At 75.4% G+C, this 14,705-nt stretch carries 9 protein-coding genes; all 9 read right to left on the reverse strand.

The window, feature by feature from the left end; translation table 11 throughout:
• Window positions 1-40: 40 nt before the first annotated feature.
• Complete coding sequence (locus HWY08_RS09160) at window positions 41-2,065, reverse strand: CxxxxCH/CxxCH domain c-type cytochrome (RefSeq protein WP_176064574.1); 2,025 nt, start codon at window positions 2,063-2,065, stop codon at window positions 41-43.
• 22 nt (window positions 2,066-2,087) lie between these two features.
• Window positions 2,088-6,104, reverse strand: coding sequence for a CxxxxCH/CxxCH domain c-type cytochrome (locus HWY08_RS09165; protein ID WP_176064575.1), 4,017 nt, complete (start codon window positions 6,102-6,104; stop codon window positions 2,088-2,090).
• A 461-nt stretch (window positions 6,105-6,565) separates the two neighbouring features.
• Window positions 6,566-7,690: a peptidylprolyl isomerase gene (locus HWY08_RS09170; RefSeq protein ID WP_176064576.1), complete on the reverse strand. Its 1,125-nt coding sequence runs from the start codon at window positions 7,688-7,690 to the stop codon at window positions 6,566-6,568.
• Between the two features lie 45 nt (window positions 7,691-7,735).
• Window positions 7,736-8,797: an ADP-ribosylglycohydrolase family protein gene (locus tag HWY08_RS09175; protein ID WP_176064577.1), complete on the reverse strand. Its 1,062-nt coding sequence runs from the start codon at window positions 8,795-8,797 to the stop codon at window positions 7,736-7,738.
• A 101-nt stretch (window positions 8,798-8,898) separates the two neighbouring features.
• Entirely contained in the window at window positions 8,899-9,690 is a 792-nt protein-coding gene (locus HWY08_RS09180; RefSeq protein ID WP_176064578.1) for an EAL domain-containing protein, read from the reverse strand.
• Between the two features lie 143 nt (window positions 9,691-9,833).
• Window positions 9,834-10,931, reverse strand: coding sequence for a cytochrome c3 family protein (locus HWY08_RS09185; protein WP_176064579.1), 1,098 nt, complete (start codon window positions 10,929-10,931; stop codon window positions 9,834-9,836).
• 111 nt (window positions 10,932-11,042) lie between these two features.
• Window positions 11,043-11,558, reverse strand: coding sequence for a hypothetical protein (locus HWY08_RS09190; protein ID WP_176064580.1), 516 nt, complete (start codon window positions 11,556-11,558; stop codon window positions 11,043-11,045).
• A 98-nt stretch (window positions 11,559-11,656) separates the two neighbouring features.
• A complete protein-coding gene (locus HWY08_RS09195; protein WP_176064581.1) occupies window positions 11,657-13,195 on the reverse strand; it encodes an ATP-binding response regulator in 1,539 nt (512 codons plus the stop codon).
• On the reverse strand, window positions 13,192-14,667 hold the full coding sequence (locus tag HWY08_RS09200; protein ID WP_176064582.1) for an ATPase domain-containing protein: 1,476 nt from the start codon (window positions 14,665-14,667) through the stop codon (window positions 13,192-13,194). The genes HWY08_RS09195 and HWY08_RS09200 overlap by 4 nt, the downstream gene beginning before the upstream one ends.
• Window positions 14,668-14,705: the final 38 nt, after the last annotated feature.

Below are 14,705 nucleotides of genomic sequence, written 5' to 3' on the forward strand. Positions count from 1 at the left end.
GGGAAGGGGCGCCGGTCCATTCAGGAAGCGGTCGCCACCGTCAGTGACAGCCGAAGCACGTCGACTTCCACGTCGGCGTGACCTCGACCGTGCCGTTCACGTGCAGCGCCGGGTTGGTGATGACCGAGCCGGCGCTCCCGGAAGAGGCGTCGGGGTGGCAGAGCTCGCACTGGCTCCCGCCGGGGTGGCCGACGTGCCAGTACCCGTTCTTGTTCGGCGGGTTGCCGTGGCAGGAGGTGCAGGTCATCGGCCCGTCGGTCCAGAGCGGGAGGCCGTTGCCGCCGCTGTAGCTGGTCGTGACCTGGACCGGCTGATCGACCGAATAGTCCCAGGCGGTGTACGTGTACGTCCCCGAGTAACCGCCGTGGCAGTACGTGCTGGCGCAGGTCGCGGTGGCGCGGTTCCAGGAGGGGTTGGCGCCCCCCGCCGTGGCGAGCCCGCCGAACGTCAGGTGGGCCATGCCGTTCATGATGTGGCCAGGGGTGAACACGTCGGTGATGGCGGTGTGGCAGCTCGTGCACGCCACCGGGCCGGAGAGGGCGCTGCCCGCGAGGTGGAGGGTGTGGGCGCCCACGCGGACCGGGTCGGCGGCGTTGCCCCAGGTGGCGCGGGGCGGGGCGCCGGTCTGGCTGTCCACGCCGCCGTGGCACATGAGGCAGTTCTTCGACCACGCGAGGACGGTGCCGTCGGGCTGCGTCCGGTCGTGGCACTGGCCGCAGGCGACCTGGGCCAGGCCGCCGGAGAGGTCCTGGCCGTGGCAGGCCTGGCAAGGACCGAGGCCGCGCTCCGCCGCGTAGGCGTGGAAGCTCGTGCTCGCCGTGTCCATCCACGACGGGTCGTGGCCGGTGGACTGCACCACGCCGTCGAGGTGCATGCCGCCCTGGCTGGGCGGGATGATCTGGCCGGCCGCGTCCATGGTCTTCGCGTGGCAGACCGCGCAGCCGGTCAGCTCGGCGGCCACCACCGGGTGCTGCGCCGTCGCGGGCGGGAGACCGTGGCAGGTGCCACAGGCGCCCTGGGACGGGCCGCCGGTCCAGACGGGCTGCGCCGTCCCGTGGCAATAGGTGTTGCTGCAGGTGGCGGTGGTCCGGTCCCAGGCCGGCGCCACGGCGCCGACGCGCAGGGCGAGCCCGCCGAACGTCACCGTGGCGGTGTCGCCGTCGAGGTGGCCGATCGCGAAGGCGTCGGCCGGCTTCACGTGGCAGAGCTCGCAGTCGAAGGCGGGCGCGAGCGCGCTGCCGCCGGCGTGCGGGGCGTGCGCGCCCACCCGCACGAGGTCGGCGTCCTTCCCCCAGGTGGTGCGCGGCGGGGCGCCGCTCGCGTCGTTCTGGCCGCCGTGGCACATGGTGCAGTTCTTCGCCCAGGTGGTCACGCCGGCCGGCAGGTTCGCGTCGTGGCAGGAGGCGCAGGCGACGCCGCTCGCGCCGCCGGTGAGGTCGCGGCCGTGGCAGTCCTCGCACGCAGCGAGGCCGCGGTTCGCGGAGAACGCGTGGAAGCTCGGATCCGTCTGGGCCATCCAGGCGGGCTCGTGCGCCCGCAGCTTCACCTTGCCGCTCGTGTGCTGCGACTGGTCGTGGCAGCCGAGGCAGGTGTCGCGGGTGACCGCGTCGGGCAGCTTCGGGTGTCCCGGCGCGAGCGCGGTGGTGCTGTGGCAGGCGGTGCAGTCGAGCGGCCCCGCCGTGCCCCAGGTGACGTAGTGCGGATCGCTCCCGAGCGGCGCGTGGCAGGCGACGGCGCAGGTGGTCTGGCCGGCCGCGGAGCCGACCAGCACCGTGCCGCCGGCCGTGCCGGTGCCGCCGGGATAGGCGTAGGCGCTGAAGCCGTACGTCCCGCCGTCCGGGTGGCAGACGGCGCAGTCCATCCCCATCGCGGCGTGCTTGTCGTGCGCGCCGCTGCCGGTGCAGGTGGCCGGCGCGGTGAGCGCCTTCGAGGCAGCTGCCTTGGCGGCGGTGCCGGTCGCGGCGGACGGCGCGGTGCCGCCGCAGGCGGCGAGGACGAGGCCCATCCCAAGGCAGCAGAGGAGGGCGAGCTGGTGAATCGGCATCTCGAAGCTCGAGCGTGTCATGGTTCGGTTCCCCCTCGGTGCGCTAGTGGCCCCAGCCGCCGCTGCCGCCGCTTCCACTGTCCCAGGTCTCGCTGCCGTGGCAGGTCGGGGAGCAGGTCCGCGTCGAGGCATTCCAGCTGCGGATGCGCGAGCCGTTCACCTCGATGACGCCGTTCACGTGCCGCGTCTTGTCCACGGTCGTGCTGGTGTAGGTGCCGCCGTGGCAGTAGCTGCAGGACACCCGGTGCGCGCTCTCGCTGCTGTGCCGGCCGGTGCTCGGAGGCGTGCCATGGCAGGCGGTGCACGACGTGATGCTGCCGGACCACGCCGGCGTCTGCAGCGTGCCGCCGGAGCTCGAGCCGCTCACGTCCTTCACGGCGTGGCACCAGGTCGAGGCGCAGCTCGCGGCCGTCGTCCCGCTGCGCGCGGTATAGGTGCCGACGTTGAAGCTCGCGCTCGTGCCGTTCGTGAAGGCGACGTTCGTGACGCCGTTCGCGTGCGTCGAGGTGTAGGTCCCGACGCTCGGATGGCAGTCCTGGCAGGCGATGCCGCTCGTGTACGTCTTGCCGGCCACGTGGGCCTGGTGCGCGCCGACGCGGAGGCCGGTCGAGGCGCCGAGCGTGTCGACCGGCGGGGCAGCGTTGAGCGGCGCGGCCGCGGTGGCGGTCTGGCCCGCCTTGCCGTGGCAGGAGGTGCAGGTCATCGCCACGACATCGAGCGCGCCGTTCGCGTGCGTTGCCTTGTTGACGCTCGTCGCCGTGTAGCCGGTGTGGCAGTTGCCGCACGCGGTGTTCTGCGGGTGGCCGCCGCCGGGGGGCGCCCCGTGGCAGGAGGTGCACGAGAGCGTCACGTCCTGCGCCCAGGCGATGGTCGCGTTCGCGCCGTTCTTGAACGCGCCGTGGCAGTACGTGCTGGCGCAGCTCGTCCCGTTCCAGGTGGGGTTGGGCGTGACGCCGCCCCAGCTCGCGTTCTTCGCCAGCGGGCCGAAGGCGAAGGCGACCGCGCCGTTCGCGTGGCTCGTGTCGCCCGCCGCCGGCACGGCGTTGAAGTGGCACTCCGCGCAGCCGATCGGCGCCGCCCGGAAGTTGGCCTGGTTCACGTGGCCGAGGTGGGCGCCCACGCCGCGCGCCGTCACCGCCGCGCTCCCGTGGCTGTCGACCGGCGGCGCCGCCTGGACGTTCGCATCCGCGCCGGAGATCCCGGCGCGGGTCCCGTCGCCGTGGCAGAGGCTGCAGGTCATGGGGACCACGTCGACCTTGCCGTTCACGTGCGCCGCGGCGTTGACCGTCGTCGCGGTGTAGCCGGCGTGGCAGGTGCCGCAGTCGGTGCGCGCGACGTGGCCGGAGGTCGGCGGGAGGCCGTGGCAGGTGCCGCAGGCGTCCTGCGTGCCGTCCACCTTGGTCCAGACCGGCTTCGTGAGGGTGCCGCCGGAGAGCGCGGTGCCGTGGCAGCTCGCGGTCGCGCAGGTGGCGCTCGCGCGGTCCCAGCCGAGCGAGGCGCTCACCTCGGCCGACCCGGCGCCGAGGTGGCCCGCCGCGAAGGCGTCGGCCGGCTTCACGTGGCAGGCGCCGCAGTCGATGGGCGAGGAGAGCTTCGCGCCGACGTGGGACGAGTGCGCGCCGACGCGGACGAGGTCGGCCGCCTGGCCCCAGGTGGTGCGGGGCGGCGCGCCGGTCGCGTTGTCGGTGCCGCCGTGGCAGGTGGTGCAGCGCGACGCCCAGCCCGCCCCGTGGCACTGCGCGCAGGCCACGCCGGCGGAGCCGCCGTCGAGCGCCGCGCCGTGGCAGCTCTGGCAGGTGGCGAGGCCCTGGTTCGCCGTGAAGGCGTGGAAGCCTGGGCTCGCCTGATCACCCCAGCTGGCCGGGTGGTAGGCGTTGTTCTGGACCGTGCCGTCGAGGTGCTGGCCAGCCGGATAGGGCTTCACGGCGCCCGTGGCGTCGACGGAGCCCTGGTGGCACATGGCGCACGAGCCGAGGCCGCCCGAGACGGCCGGGTGCGGCGCCGGCGGCGGCGCGCCGTGGCAGGTGCCGCACTTCGCCTGCGTGCCGTCGAGCGTGGTCCAGGTGGGTTTCGTGTTCGTGCCGCCCTGGAGCGTCGCGCCGTGGCAGTAGGTGCTGGCGCAGGTCGCCGAGGAGCGATCCCAGGTCGGGACGAGCGAGCCGGTGGTCGCGACGCCGCCGAAGGTCACGGTCGCGAGCGGGCCGTCCACGTGGCCGGCGCTCAGCGCGTCGGCCGGGGTGACGTGGCAGACGACGCAGTCGTAGGCCTGCGCGCGGGCGCTGCCGCCGACGTGCGCGCCGTGCGCTCCGGTCCGCACGGCGTCGCCGGACTGGCCCCAGGTGGCCTTGGGGGGCGCGCCGGTCGCGTTGTCTGTACCGCCGTGGCACATCGTGCAGGTGGTCTTCCAGGCCGCCCCGTGGCACTGGGCGCAGGAGACGCCGGCGAAGCCGCCGCCGAGGTCCTGCCCGTGGCAGGTCTGGCAGGCGGCGAGGCCCCGGTTCGCGGAGAGGGCGTGGAAGCTCGCGCTGGCCGGATCGACCCAGCTCGGGTCGTGGCTCGCCTTCACGTCCACCGCGCCGTCGAGGTGCTTGCCGCCGGCGCTGGTCGGCTTCACCGCGCCCGAGGCGTCCACCGAGTCGGGGTGGCAGACCGCGCAGCCGGTGAGCTCGGCAGCGACCGCCGGGTGCGCGCCGCCGGGCGGGAGGCCGTGGCAGGTGCCGCAGGAGGCCTGGCCCTGGCCGATCTTCGTCCAGTCGGGGAGGTTCTGCGCGTTGCCGTTCGGGAAGGCGCCGTGGCAGTAGGTGCTGGCGCAGGTGGGCGCGGCCCGGTTCCAGGGCGGCGGCGCGGCGCCGCCCGCGAGCGCGAGCCCGCCGAGCTGGACCGCCGCCGTCGCGCCGTCGATGTGTCCCGGGGCGAAGGCGTCGGCGGGCTTCACGTGGCAGAGCGCGCAGTCGTAACCCGGCGCGGACGCGCTCGCCTTCACGTGCGCGGTGTGGGCGCCGACGCGGACGAGGTCGGCCGCGTGGCCCCAGGTCGCCTTGGGCGGCGCGCCGCTCGGCTCGTGGGAGCCGCCGTGGCACATGGTGCAGGTGGTCGCCCACGCGGCGCCGTGGCACTGCGCGCAGGAGACGCCGGTGAAGCCGCCCGCGAGGTCCTGCCCGTGGCAGCTCTGGCAGGCGCCGAGGCCGCGGTTGGCGGAGGTCGCGTGGAAGTCGGGGCTCACCGGCGCCATCCAGGTGGTGGAGTGGCCGGCGGTCACGTCGACCGCGCCGTCGAGGTGCTTCCCGCCCGGCCCAGGCAGCACCTTGCCGGCGGCGTCGACCGAGGCGGGGTGGCACGTCGCGCAGCCGGTCAGGTCGCCCGGGACGGACGGGTGCGTGCCGCCCGGCGGGAGCGCGTGACACGTGCCGCACTTCGCCTGCTCCTTGCCGACCTGCGTCCAGTCGGGCGCGTTCTGCGCATTGCCGTTCTTGAAGTTGCCGTGGCAGTACGTCCCGGAGCAGGTGGGCGCCGCGCGGTCCCAGGCGGCCGGGGTGGCGCCCCCCTGGACCGCCAGGCCGCCGAAGGTGACGGTGGCGTTCGGGCCGTCGACGTGGCCCGGGTCGAGGGCGTCGGTCGGGACCACGTGGCAGACGTCGCAGGCGAGCGCCTGGGCGGTGGCGCTGCCCGCCACGTGCGCGGTGTGCGCGCCGACGCGGACGGCGTCGCCCGAGTTGCCGTAGGTGGCCTTCGGCGGCGCGCCGGTCGTCCCATCGGTGCCGCCGTGGCACATGGTGCAGCTCGTCCGCCACGTGGGCCCGTGGCAGCTCTGGCACCCGACGGTCGTCTGGCCGCCGACGCCGTCCAGGTTCGCGCCGTGGCAGGTCTGGCAGTCGGAGAGCTTCCGGTTGGCGGCCAGCGCGTGGAAGGCGGGGCTCGCCGGGTCCATCCAGGTGGCGCCGTGGCCGGTGGTGATGCCGCCGCACGGGTGGCAGTCCGCGCACGTGTACCCGGCCGCCTTGAACTCCTGGTGGCTGGCGGCCGCGGTGGGGGCGTTGAGCGCGCGAGCGCCCGGGGCCACGCGCCGGGCGGCAGTGGCCGGCGAGGCGGCCGGCGGCGTCGCGGCGGCGGAGCCCGCTCCCGTAGCGGCCGGGCCTTGTCCGCCACAGGCGAGGAGCAGTGCGGCGAGGGAGCACAGCGCTCCCCGGTGCATGCGCGGAGCCGGGATACCCGGACGTGATGGCATCGTGAACCCCCATACGCTCCGCGCGCCGCCACGCCTCGCGGGCGCGAGGAGTCGGGTGCTGGAGCCGAGCCGAGCTGCGAAGGCGTCACGGTTAGCAAATGTCGGCGAGCCTGCCTACACTCCGCGTCTCGCGTGCGGCAACGTGCCGCACGCAACGCAGGAACTGCATGATCGTCGTCACTAGGGGTAAGAAAACTCTGGGTTCAGTGGGTGAAGTGCCGCAAGAACCGCCTGCGCGGGTGAGAGGAAACCCCGCCCGTGGGAGGCGCCCTGCGAGAGCACGCCGCGCGCTTGATTCAGCGCCGTCCCGAGGGCGGCGGCGGCAGCGACCCCTCGTCCAGGACCACCCGCGCCCCTCGCCGCAGCCGCGCGACGAGCGCGTCCACCGCCGCCTGGGCCCGCTCCCGGCGCAGCTGCTCACCGATGACCGCCCGGACTTCCTGGAAGGGCCGCGCACCGGCGGGAGTGACCACCGCCAGCTGCTCGCGGTAGCGCGCCTCGATCTCGCGGTCCGAGGGGAGGCCCGCCGCGCTCGCGGTGCGCCTCGCCAGCGCGCGCGCGAGCGCCTTGCGCTCGAAGAGCTGGAGCTGCGCCTCGACCTCCGGCCCCCGGCCGTGGCCGCGGGCGAGCGCCTCCCGCTCGAGGAGCGCTTGATCGTCGAGCGCGGCCGGCGGCCCCTTTTGCCGCTGGTCCGCGCGCGCCTGGCGCTGCCGCAGCCCGGCCACGTACCGCTCCAGCGCGGCCTGCCGCAGGCGGTGCTCCGCCTCGGCGCGCAGCTCCGGGTCCGCCTCGGGGAGCCGCGCCTCGTCGGCGATCTCGCGCTCGTGCACCACGAAGATCGTGTACCCCTTCGCCACCTGGACCGGGCCGGTGGGCGTGTCGAGCGGGGCGGCGAAGGCCGCCTCGGCGAGCGCGGGCGCGAGGTTCCGGCGCGCCACCCACCCCAGCACGCCCGACTTCGACTGGATGATGGGGTCGGGCGAGCCCTTCGCCTCGTCGATGAGGCTCTCGCCGCCCCGGAGCCGCGCCAGCGAGCGCTCGGCCTCCTCGCGGGTGGCGCGCAGCACGAGCGAGAGCCGGACCTGGTCCTCGCGCGCGTGGAACGGCGGCACGAGGTCGGCGCGGGTGACGCGGACCGCGCGCCACACCTCCGCCTCGAGGAGGCTCTCGACCGCGAGCTGCCGGCGCGCGGCGGCCACGGCCTGCGCGAGCTCGGGCTCGCGCTGCAGCCCCTCGGCGCGCGCCGCCTGCGCCAGGAGCACCTCGCGGATCTCCGCCTCGAGCGCGGCGAGCATCGGGAGCCCCGCATCCTGGGCGCGGGCCGCCACCTCGTCGGAGGTGATCGCCTCGTCCTCGACCCGGGCGACCACGGCGCTCGACGGGGGGACGGCGAGCGCGGCGGCGAGGAGGAGCCCCAGCATGGGAGCAGTATGGCACGCCGCGGGCCCAGCGGAGGGCGAGGGGCGTCAGCGCGGCGGGGGAGGGGTGAGCGCCGCGAGCAGCGTCCGCGGATGGTAGAGGTCGCGGAGCGGCCCCGGCGCCGCCGGGACCGCGCCGAGCACCGCCTCGCGCCAGCGGGCGGGGATGGCGGCCTCGCCGTGCGCGGCGCCGGCGAGCGCGCCGGCGATGGCGCCGTTCGTGTCGGCGTCCCCGCCCCGGTTCACCGCGTCGACCAGGGCCTCCTCGAAGCTCGGCGCGTGGAGCAGCTCCCAGAAGGCGAGCCGGAACGCCACGCGCACGAAGCCCTGGGTGCGGTGCAGGTGGACGTCGCGGCCGTGGAGGCGCGGGTCCGGCTCCCCCGCGAGCGCGAGGTCCAGCTCGAGCGCCCGCGCCGCGCTCGCCACGTCGCGCGCGCCGGCGCCCTCCGCCCGCAGCGCCTCCGCGGCGAGCGGGAGCTCCCGGAGGGCGGCGTCGCGCATCGCCTCGGGCCGCGCGTCCGCCTCGATGGCCGCCGCCAGCGCCGCGTCGAAGGCGGCGCAGGCGAGGCGGCAGCGCGGGTCGAAGTGCGTGATGGCCGCGTCGGCCAGGGCCGCCGCGCGGCGCGCCCCGGCGCCGGCGAGGAGCACGGCGATGGGCGCGGTGCGCATCAGGGCGCCGTTCCCGGCCGGTCGGCGCGCGGCGCGCTTCCACAGCTCGAACCCGGCGCGCTGGGCGGGGCGGCCCTCGCGGATGGCGTTCAGCGCCGCGGCCGTCTGGGTGCCGATGTCGAACGCGGCCTCCTGCCAGGCCACGTAGCGCGACGCGACGTCGTCGCAGTCGAAGCCTCCCCGTGCCTGCAGCGAGGCGGCCAGGCAGCAGGCCATCTGCGTGTCGTCGGTGACCTGGCCCGCCACGAGCCGGAATGGGCCGCCGCCGAGGATCTCGCGGTGTGGGCCGCGGGCGAGGGTAGGGAAGGGCGGTGCCCTGGGCTCGCTGAACTCGAGCGTGGTGCCCAGCGCGTCACCGACCGCCAATCCGAGGAGCGCCCCCCGCGAGCGCTCCTGGGACGGCGGCGGCGACGGCTGAGCCCCCGCATCCTGCGAGACCATGAAGTTCGCTGTCAGCCCGAGCCGGCGGGCGACTGCTTGTGAGGAGGAGGTCGGAGGTGGCCCCCTTGTGACTGCGGCAGGACGCCGCAGCTGCGGGACGGCTACGCGGCGCGGGTCCGAAACTGGCCGCGGAACAGGAAGCCCTGCACTGCGTCCACCCCGAGCGCCGCGGCGAGCTCGAGCTGGGACTCGGTCTCCACGCCCTCGAGGATGGTGCGGGCGCCGAGCCGACGGGCGAGGCCCAGCAGCGCCTCCAGGATGGCGCGCTCGCGGGGGTCGCCCATCCGGCCGAGCCAGGAGGCATCGAGCTTCAGCACGTCGGCGTCCTTGAGGGTCTCGAGCGAGAGGAGCGCGTCGGGCGCCCCCACGTCGTCGAGCGCCACCGGCATCGAGCGCTCGCGCAGCGCGCTCACCAGCTCCCGGCCGTAGCGGGCGTCGGCGAAGCACATCGTCTCGATGACCTCCACCACCACCGGCTGCTCCCGCGCCTGGATCACGTCGAGGAGCCCGTTCGCGCTGCCGTTCCGGCCCGCATGGAAGCTGTCGGGGTCCACGTTGAGGTGGAGGGGGCCGTCGGGGGCGTTCTCGATCTGGAACCGCTTCGTCTCCGCCTCCACGTACAGGAGGAGCGAGGGTTCCTCGTGCAGGCGCGCGAACACCGCGCCCGGCGAGACGGGGCCGCCCTGCGCGTCGAAGAAGCGCGAGAGCGCCTCGTGTCCGATCGTCTCGCCGGTGTGCAGGTCCACGATGGGCTGGTACTCGACGGCGAAGCGGCGCCCGAGGACGAGCGCCAGAACGTCACACGAGCTCGGAACCGAGACGGGCAGCCTCGGGCGCCCGTCTTCCGCGAGGTGGCCGTGAGCACGGGCGCTTCCGAAGAGCTGTTCGTTCATGGAGGGGCGCACCTGGGTCATCCGCCTACACGTAGCATTATTGCGGCACGTGTGGGATGACACCAGAGACGCACAGTGGTCTGACGCGAGGTCCCGTCACCGCAAGAAACGCCTGCAGTGACGATGGCTTAGGCCCCAGGGCTTCAGTCCGCGACCACCCAGCCCACCGAGGCGGCGACGGAGAGCGTGAAGCCTCCGACGCTCCCCCCCGCGCCGTCGGACGGACGGGTGAGGTCCGAGAGCCCGGTGAGCGTGAGGCCGACCGTCGATCGATTGCCCAGCCATTCGACGCCCACCCGGCCGCCGAGCGCTGGCATCATGTTGAGCGACGGCCGCTGAGCGGCGTCGAAGCCGCCGACGCCGAGGACGATCGCGTTGAAGCGGGGGCGGAGCGGGATGACGGTGCCGCCGCCCAGCAGGCCGAGCGTCCGGCCGGGGGTCTCGACGCTGACCGAGAGCAGGTAGCCGTCCTGGCGGGCCGTGAAGTAGAAGGCGGGCCCGCCCGACGCCCCCTGGCCGGCGCCGCTCGAGCCCGCGAAGCCGGCCGACAGGATGCGGGTGAACCGCCGGTCGCGATCCACGGGCGAGTCCAGGTCGGCGGGGGTGGAGCGCGCGATCAGGGCGCCGGCCGCGGCCGGCGGGGCGGCGCCGCTCGCAGCGGGCGCGGCGACGCCGCTCGCGGCGGGGGCGGCGACCCCGCTCGTGGCGGGCGCGGCCGCGGCGAGGGCGGGGGCGGCGGCCGCGGGCGAAGCGGGCGCGCCGGCGGTGGGCGCGGCGGCCTGCGGCGGCGGCTCGGCCTTCGCCTGCATCATCGCGGGCGCGGGGGGCGGCTTCACCTCGTGGCACTGCCGGCAAGCCATCGGCCCGCGCTGCTGCTCGCGGTGGCAGCCGATGCACCGGTCGTGGGCGACGCGCGGCGTGAACTCGATCTTCGTGACCGGCCCCTTGCCGTGGCAGTCGGCGCAGTGCGCCTTGCGAGCCAGGTGAGCGCGGTGGTCGATGGTGACGGTGCCGAAGGAGCGGGTGGTGCGGACGACCTTCTCGGGCGGCGGAGCGAGCGCGGCCAGCGCCGCGTCGCGCAGCGCCTCGGCGCCTCCCGACGCGGAGAGCGCCTCGCCGAGCACGGCGCGATCCGGCACCGAGGTCGAGGCGGACAGCGCCGTGTCGCGCACGGCCTGCTGCGGTGCGCCGCCCGCACCGAGCGCCAAGGCCGCCAGCGTGGCGAGCAGCGAGACAGGCATCCACTCGAGCGTACAGCAACTCACCCCCATCTGGGAAATGGGGCGGCTGGTTCGGTGGGTGGCGCGGGACAGACCCTGCGCCCGGGTGCGCGTCAGTGCCCGGGGAGGGCGTCAGGGCGGGGCCGCGGCGAGCATCCGCGCCGCGGCGCCGGGGTCGACGCGCTGCACCAGCGCCAGCTCGAGGTCGATGGCGCGCGCCTCGTCCTCGGCCGGATCGTCGGGGTGAGCCTGGATGGAGACGTAGCGCACGATCGAGGTGCCGCGCCCGAGGTCGGTGCCCTGCACGCGGAAGCGCCGGCGCTCGCCGTCCGCGTTCGACTCGGCCACCCAGCGGCCTCCGCCGTCCTCGCGCGTCTCGAAGCCCTTGCTGAGGAGCTGGCCCCAGGTGTTCTGCTCGGGCTGTCCGACGGTCGCGCGGTCGCGTCCGACGAGCTGCACACCGCGCTCGGAGAGGACCCGCAGCGCGTCTGGCCACACCGCCGCCAGCGGGCGCGGGAGCTGGTACCCGTTCAGCTCGCGGCGAAGCGCCGACTCGCGCTTCGCGCCCGCGAGGGAGGCGCAGGAGAGCGCGAGCGAGGCGAGCAGGGCGAGCGCGAGGAGGGCGCTCGGGTTCCGGAGGCGGGGCATCGGGGCGAGCTCCTGATCGGGACGGGGCGAGTCTACCGCTCGCGCCGGGCGGCGCCAGTTCGGGCGCGCGGCGGTATCGGGCGCTGTCGGCCGGCGGCTCACCGACGTCCGTCGGCGCGGCGCAGGACGTCCTCGACGGCGCGCAGGCCGATGGGCTTCGTGAGGTGAAAGTCGAACCCCGCGTCGAGGGAGCGCTGGCGGTCCTCCGGCTGCCCGTACCCCGTCGCGGCGACGAGGAAGGGCGCCCTCCCCAGCGCGCTCCGGATGCGGCGCGCCACCTCGTACCCGTCGAGCTGGGGCAGGCCGATGTCGACCAGGATCACCTCGAAGGGCTCGGCGAGCGCCTGGGCGACGGCGCTCGGGCCGTCGGAGGCGACCCGGACCTCCTGGCCCAGGCCCTCGAGGCACATCTGCATCACGGCGCGGTTGTCCTCTCCGTCGTCCACCACCAGCACCCGGCGGCGGCGCAGGGGCGGCGCGCGCTGGGCGCCGGCGGCGGGCGCTTCCTGCCCGGCGGGCAGGAGTGGCAGGCGCGCGGTGAAGGTCGAGCCGCGCCCGACGCCGGCGCTCTCGACCGTGATGGCGCCGCCGTGCATGGCCACGAGCGTCCGCGTCACGGTGAGCCCGAGCCCGAGCCCGCCCTGCGAGCGGTCGAGCGTGGTGGGCACCTGCATGAAGAGGTCGAAGACGTGCGCCAGGTGGTCAGGGGCGATCCCGATCCCGTCGTCGCGCACCACGAGGACCGCGTCGGAGCCGTCGCGGGCGAGGGCCACCTCCACGTGCCCGCCGGGCGCCGTGTACTTGATGGCGTTGCGGACGAGGTTCGCGACCACCTGCTCGAGCCGCGCCGGGTCGCCCTCCACGGCGAGCGGCTCGCCCGGCGGCCGGAACGCGAACGCGACCGGGCGCGCGGCGGCGACCGGCTCCAGGGCCTCGAGCGAGCGCGTCACGAGCTCCCCCAGGTCGAGCGGGCGTCGCTCGAGGGTGATCTTCCCGGAGGTGACGCGCGCGACGTCGAGCAGGTCGTCCACCAGCCGCCCGAGCTGCGCGGCCTGCCGCTGCACCACCCCGAGCTGCCGCGCGTCGGCGCCGCCCTTGCGCTCCATGACCTGCGCCGCGAGCGTGATGGCGCCGAGCGGGTTGCGGAGCTCGTGGCCCAGCATGGCGAGGAACTGGTCGCGTGCGGTCATCGAGCGCCGCTGCGCGGCGAGGACGTCGCGGGCGGCGTACTGGCGCCGGCGCGCGCGCAGCGCGGCGCGGGCGGCGCTCACGAGCATCATGCGGCGGAGCGGGCGGTCGAGCAGGGTGACGTTGCCGAGCGTGCCGAGCCGCGCCAGCGCCGGGCCGCGCAGGTCGAGCGGGCCGCCCTGGCTCGTGAAGATCAGTACCGGGAGGTCCGACCAGGGCGGCTGCCGCGCCACCCAGGCCGTGAGCAGGGCCGCCTGCGCCGGGGACAGCACCTCCTCGGCGAGGAGGGCGGCGCCGGCCCCGGCCTCGAGCGCCTCGCACAGGGGCGCCATCCCGCGGCACGCCTCCCCCTCCAGGCCCGCCCCCCGCAGCACCTCCAGCGCCAGCTCCGCGTCGCGCCCGGTGGGCGCCAGGACGAGCAGCCGCTCCGAGCTGGCCTCCTCGTTCACTCCGCCTCGCCCGGCCGCCCGCCGGCCTCGCGCGGGAGCGGCACGCCGGTGAGGACGCCGCGCAGATGGGAGAGCGGCTCGCCCAGCGCGACGCCGCTCGAGGAGAGGAGGTACTCGCGGATGGTCGTCTCGTGCGCTCCGGTGCGCTTCTTCATGACGGAGATGGCCTTGCGGACCGCGCCCTCCACCTCGAAGAACCGGAGCAGCACCACCGTGTCGGAGAGGTAGCTCACGTCGGCGGGGGAGCTGAGCTCCTCGCCGAGGAGGCCGTGCTGCGCCACGAGCAGGAGCGCCATGACGCCCTTCTGCGCGAGGTAGGCGAGCAGCTCGTGCAGCTGCAGGATGAGGAAGCTCTCGTCGGGCATCGCCTGCAGGAAGCCGTTCAGGCTGTCGATGATCACCATCCGCGCCCCATGCTCGTCCACGGCGCGGCGGACCTGGTGCACGAACTCGCCGGGCGCGAGCTCCGCGGGATCGACCTGCTGGAGGCTGAGGAGGCCCGACGCGAGCGCGCTGTCGAGCTCCATCCCGAGCGAGCGGGCGCGCGCGAGCATGGTCGCGCGGCTTTCGTCGAACGCGAACACCGCGACCCGCTCGCCGCGCTGCGCCGCGCGGCGCGCGTAGAGCGTGCCGAGCGAGGACTTCCCGGAGCCCGACGGCCCCATGACGAGCGTGCTCGTGCCGCGCGCGAGCCCGCCGCCGAGCAGCGCGTCGAGGGCGGGGAGCCCGCTCGGGAACGCCTTCTCGTCGAGGCTCCCCCGGTGCTCGGCGGCGACCAGCCGCGGGAAGACCTGGAGGCCGCCCGTGCGGATGACGAAGTCGTGATAGCCGCCGCGGTAAGCCACCCCCCGCATCTTGAGCACCCGGAGCCGCCGCCGCTCGGCGCCGAAGGCGGGGTGGAGCTGCTCCATGGTGAGCACGCCGTGGGCGAGGCTCTGCAGGAGGACGTCGGGCGCGTCGGGGGAAGGGTTGTCCACCAGCAGGATGGTGCGATCCGCGACGGCGAGCTCGCTCTTCAGAGCCAGGATCTCGCGCCGGTAGCGGAGCCCGTTCTGAGCCAGGAGCCGGAGCTCGGTGCAGGAGTCCAGCACGACGCGGGAGGGCTTCACCCGCTCGACTTCGCTCAGGATGCGCCGCATGCGCTCGCCGAGCTCCACCTCGGAGGGGTGGAAGAGGGTGTTCTCCTCGGGCGCGTCCTCGGCCAGCTCGAGCACGTCGAGCGCATCGAGGGACCAGCCATGGGAGCGCGCCACGGCGACGAGCTCCTCGCGCGTCTCGGACATCGAGATGTAGAGCGCGCGCTCCCCGCGCGCGAGGCCGGCCAGCAGGAACTGCAGCCCGAGCGTCGTCTTGCCCGCGCCGGGGGTTCCCTGCAGGAGGTAGAGGCGCCGGCTGGGGAAGCCGCCGCCCAGGACGTCGTCCAGACCCGGGATGCCTGAGGTGCACCTGGGAGAGGAGCCTGCGTCGGGCATGTTCGCTCGTTCCGTTCTCGTTGGACCACCCGGCGGCC

Origin of the sequence: Anaeromyxobacter diazotrophicus (assembly GCF_013340205.1) — a bacterium.
GTDB classification, from domain to species: domain Bacteria; phylum Myxococcota; class Myxococcia; order Myxococcales; family Anaeromyxobacteraceae; genus Anaeromyxobacter_A; species Anaeromyxobacter_A diazotrophicus.

Excerpts from the sequence above, each read along its gene's own strand:
- HWY08_RS09175 (WP_176064577.1), bottom strand. The coding sequence starts at position 8,797 with ATGGTCTCGCAGGATGCGGGGGCTCAGCCGTCGCCGCCGCCGTCCCAG.
- HWY08_RS09200 (WP_176064582.1), bottom strand. The coding sequence starts at position 14,667 with ATGCCCGACGCAGGCTCCTCTCCCAGGTGCACCTCAGGCATCCCGGGT.
- HWY08_RS09160 (WP_176064574.1), bottom strand. The coding sequence starts at position 2,065 with ATGACACGCTCGAGCTTCGAGATGCCGATTCACCAGCTCGCCCTCCTC.
- HWY08_RS09190 (WP_176064580.1), bottom strand. The coding sequence starts at position 11,558 with ATGCCCCGCCTCCGGAACCCGAGCGCCCTCCTCGCGCTCGCCCTGCTC.
- HWY08_RS09170 (WP_176064576.1), bottom strand. The coding sequence starts at position 7,690 with ATGCTGGGGCTCCTCCTCGCCGCCGCGCTCGCCGTCCCCCCGTCGAGC.
- HWY08_RS09185 (WP_176064579.1), bottom strand. The coding sequence starts at position 10,931 with ATGCCTGTCTCGCTGCTCGCCACGCTGGCGGCCTTGGCGCTCGGTGCG.
- HWY08_RS09180 (WP_176064578.1), bottom strand. The coding sequence starts at position 9,690 with ATGAACGAACAGCTCTTCGGAAGCGCCCGTGCTCACGGCCACCTCGCG.